Here is a 3,433-nt window from a genome sequence, read left to right as displayed (position 1 = left end):
TGCGCAAAAGGCGCTGTAATTCGGCTCTCAAAATGCAAGTTTGTTTCGTCAGGATACGCCAATGCCGCAGTCGCCGGTCTCCCTCGACAGCTTCGATCTCGCCATCCTTGCCATCCTGCAGCGGGACAATACGACGCCGCAACGGCTGATCGGCGAGGCGGTGAACCTGTCGGCGCCGGCCGTGCAGCGCCGCATCAAGCGCATGGAACAGACCGGTGTCATTGCCGGCAACGTCGCCGTGGTGGAGCCGGCTGCCGTCGGCCAGCCCATCACCATCTTCGTCGAGGTCGAATTGGAGAGCGAACGCACCGAACTGATCGATGCGGCCAAGCGGCAATTCTCGGCAGAGCCGCACGTGCAGCAATGCTATTATGTCACCGGCGAAGCCGACTTCATCCTCGTCATCACCGTGGCCGACATGGGCGCCTATGAGGCGCTGACGCGAAAACTGTTCTTCGGCAGCAACAATGTGCGGAAGTTCCGCACCTTCGTCGCCATGGACCGCGTCAAGGTCGGGTTGACGGTGCCCTTGCCTGGATGAGCCCGTGGCACCCTTGCCACGTTTCTGACATTCTCAGGATCGCGAATTGGCGGTGGAGGCGCGCATGGACGAAACCACGAAGGTCGCGATCATCGGTGCCGGGCCAGCGGGCCTGGCGGTTGCCGCGTGCCTGCGGCAAGCCGGGGTGGATTTTGTCATCCTCGAAAAGGAGCAGCAGGCCGCGCCGGCCTGGCGGCGTCACTATGATCGCGTGCATCTGCATACGACCAAACGCTACTCGTCGCTGCCCTTCGTCCCCTTCCCCAAGGATTATCCGCGCTATGTGCCCCGCCATCTCGTGGTCGAGTATCTCGATGCCTATGCGAAGCGTTTCGACCTCGAGCCCCGCTTCGGCGAAACCGTGCGGGCGATCACCCGGGAGGGCCGCGGCTGGCGGGTGGAATCGACGTCGGGCGCCTTACGCGCCTGGCATGCGGTGATCGCGTCTGGCTACAATGCCGAGCCCTTGCTGCCAAAATTTACCGGCATCGACGCCTTCAAGGGCAAGACGCTGCACAGCGCGGACTACCGCAACGCTACGCCTTTTGCCGGCCAGTCGGTGCTGGTCGTCGGCATGGGCAACACCGGTGCCGAGATTGCGCTCGATCTGGCGGAAGGCGGTGCCCGGCCGACGATCTCGGTGCGCGACGGCGTTCACATCGTGCCGCGCGAACTGTTCGGCGTGCCGATCCAAATGGTCGGCATGGCGACGCGGCTCGGGCCGCGGCGCATCAATGACGCCCTGTTCCCCCTCATTCTCGACCTTGTGCTGGGCAGGCTGGAGAAATTTGGGCTCAGACGGCCGAAGCAGGGATTGCTGCAACAGATCGCCCTTGCGTCGCGCATTCCGGTGATCGATGTCGGCACGATCGGCAAGATCCGCGAAGGCGCGATCAAGGTGGCGCCCGACATCGCCGAAATCTCGGAACGCGGTGCCCGTTTTGTCGATGGCGGCCACGGCGAATTCGACGCCATCCTCTTCGCCACCGGCTACCGGGCGGGCTATGCCAGGTTGCTCGAACCCGGCATCGAGCCAGGCCCCAGCGGCGTCAATGCCCGCGCTTCGGATCTCGGCCTCTATCTGGTCGGCTTCCACAATGCGGTCACCGGGCTGCTGCGCGAAATCGGCATCGAAGCCCAGGCGGTCGCCGACGACATCCGCCAGCGGCAAAACAGGAAAGAGGCGACCGAGACCCTGCCGGTGTGAAGCCGCGCCGCGTTCTCAATCCGCAGGCGATGTCCTGAGCATCATGCCGGCGATCTCCTTCGCCAGTTTGGCGGCGACAAGCGCCGTCACGTTGGAGAGGTCCTGGCTTGGATTGTATTCAACGATATCAGCGGCAACGATCGGCTGGTTGATGCCTTGAATCAGGTTGATGACCTGCCGTGTCGACAGGCCGCCGGGCTCGCGGTGGGAGACGCCCGGCGCAAAGGCCGGATCGAGCCCGTCGAGATCCATCGAGATATAGACCGGCGTCCCGAGATCGAGCTGAATGCTTTCGCTGAAATGCGCGGCCTCCACCACCTCGACGCCAAAGCGCTTGAACTGATCGCGGTGATGACCGTTCACGGTGCGCAGGCCGATCTGGATCAGCCGGTCGGCAAGCCGTTCCTCCATGATGCGTGCGAAGGGCGAAGTGTGCGAACGCGGATTGTCATCGTAGGCATGATAGATGTCTGGGTGGGCATCGATATGCACGATCGTCAGGCTTGGATGGCGACGGCGTACAGCGCGCAGCACCGGCCAGGAGATGGCGTGATCGCCGCCCAGGCTGATCAGCGGATGGCCCGCGTCCAGTGCGCGGCCGACTTCGCTTTCGATCCGCTGCCAGGGATCGCCCGGTTGGGTGAAGTCGATATCGCCATGATCGACGAAGCGGTCGCTCAGGTCGAAGCCGGTCTCGCTCCATGAGGAGTAAGCATCGCTGGTGAGTTCGCGCCTGATCAGCGGTGGCGCCTTGGCCGCACCCTGGAGGTAGGATGAATTCCCGTCATGCGGTATTCCCAGAAGCGAAATCGCGCCTGCCATCGACACTCTCCCATTGCGACGGACGAATGCCTCTATAGAGACGGGAGCTGGCATTCGCGACCGCTGGTGTTTGGGCCAGAGGTGAATCCGGATCAGGAAAATCTGCGGGGCTAGGCGCTCAGCTCCTGCGCCCGGCGCAACCACACCTTGTTGTCGTGGAAGGCCGCGCCGCCATAGGGCGCGGGGGCATCGGCGCCGGTCAGCACGTTGATGCCTTCGCCGCGCTCATGCGCGCTGTTCGGCCAGATGCCCTCGGCGATCACGACGCCACGCTTGATGCCGTCGAACAATCTGGCATGTAGCACCACCTCGCCGCGCATGTTGCCGACCTCGACCCGGTCGCCGTCGGCAAGTTCGAGAGCCGCCGCATCGTCGGGATGCAGCAGGAGTTCGGGGCGGCCTTCCTTCGCCCTTGAAACCGGTGTCTCGGAAAAGGTCGAGTTGAGGAAGTTGCGCGCCGGCGAGGTCGTCAGGCGGAACGGATGCGCTTCGTCGGCCACTTCGATCAGGTCGACATGATCGGGAAATTCCGGCAATCGCGCCACCGGGCCGAACAGGCCCATGCTCTTCGGCGGCCGGTTGGGAGCCGCCTGCCCGGTCCAGTCGGCGCGGAAGCGGAATTTGCCGTCCGCATGGCCGAAGCCCCGGATGAAATGCGCGGTTTCGAAATCCGGCTGCAGGTCGACCCACTTCTCTTCCTTCAAGGAATCGAAGCTGCCCAGCCCGCGCTTGCCGAGGATGATGTCGATATGCTGCTGCTCGGTGAGGCCAAAGCCCGGCCGATCGGCGACGCCGAGGCGCTGGGCCAGCTGCTCGATGACGAAATGGTTGGTGCGCGGCCCTTCCGGCGGCTCGATCAGCTT

Annotated in this window: 4 protein-coding genes; 2 read left to right on the top strand and 2 right to left on the bottom strand. The window is 64.0% G+C overall.

The features are described 5' to 3' along the window. The first annotated feature begins 61 nt into the window (after positions 1–61). Together EOA36_RS31110 and EOA36_RS31105 are read left to right on the top strand one after the other, a co-directional pair. The gene (locus EOA36_RS31110) at positions 62–541 is read left to right on the top strand and encodes an Lrp/AsnC family transcriptional regulator (RefSeq protein WP_127280719.1); all 480 of its coding nucleotides are present in this window, start codon (positions 62–64) and stop codon (positions 539–541) included. Positions 542–605: 64 nt separating this feature from the next. Then, positions 606–1,748 (top strand): NAD(P)/FAD-dependent oxidoreductase, encoded by a 1,143-nt coding sequence (locus tag EOA36_RS31105; protein WP_127280718.1) that lies wholly within the window; start codon positions 606–608, stop codon positions 1,746–1,748. Positions 1,749–1,763: 15 nt separating this feature from the next. Here the strand turns inward: EOA36_RS31105 and speB are convergent, their stop codons facing one another. After that, a complete protein-coding gene (speB, locus tag EOA36_RS31100) occupies positions 1,764–2,570 on the bottom strand; it encodes an agmatinase (protein WP_127280717.1) in 807 nt (268 codons plus the stop codon). Positions 2,571–2,680: 110 nt separating this feature from the next. After that, the coding region (locus EOA36_RS31095; RefSeq protein WP_281040096.1) for a molybdopterin dinucleotide binding domain-containing protein at positions 2,681–3,433 on the bottom strand (753 nt) is incomplete at its 5' end.

The sequence above is a fragment of the Mesorhizobium sp. M8A.F.Ca.ET.021.01.1.1 genome, assembly GCF_003998025.1.
Lineage (GTDB): Bacteria > Pseudomonadota > Alphaproteobacteria > Rhizobiales > Rhizobiaceae > Mesorhizobium.
This window is presented reverse-complemented; position numbering and strand designations above follow the sequence as displayed.

What these genes read in the sequence shown, in the direction of transcription:
- EOA36_RS31110 (WP_127280719.1), top strand. Translation starts at nt 62, where the DNA reads ATGCCGCAGTCGCCGGTCTCCCTCGACAGCTTCGATCTCGCCATCCTT.
- EOA36_RS31105 (WP_127280718.1), top strand. Translation starts at nt 606, where the DNA reads ATGGACGAAACCACGAAGGTCGCGATCATCGGTGCCGGGCCAGCGGGC.
- speB (WP_127280717.1), bottom strand. Translation starts at nt 2,570, where the DNA reads ATGGCAGGCGCGATTTCGCTTCTGGGAATACCGCATGACGGGAATTCA.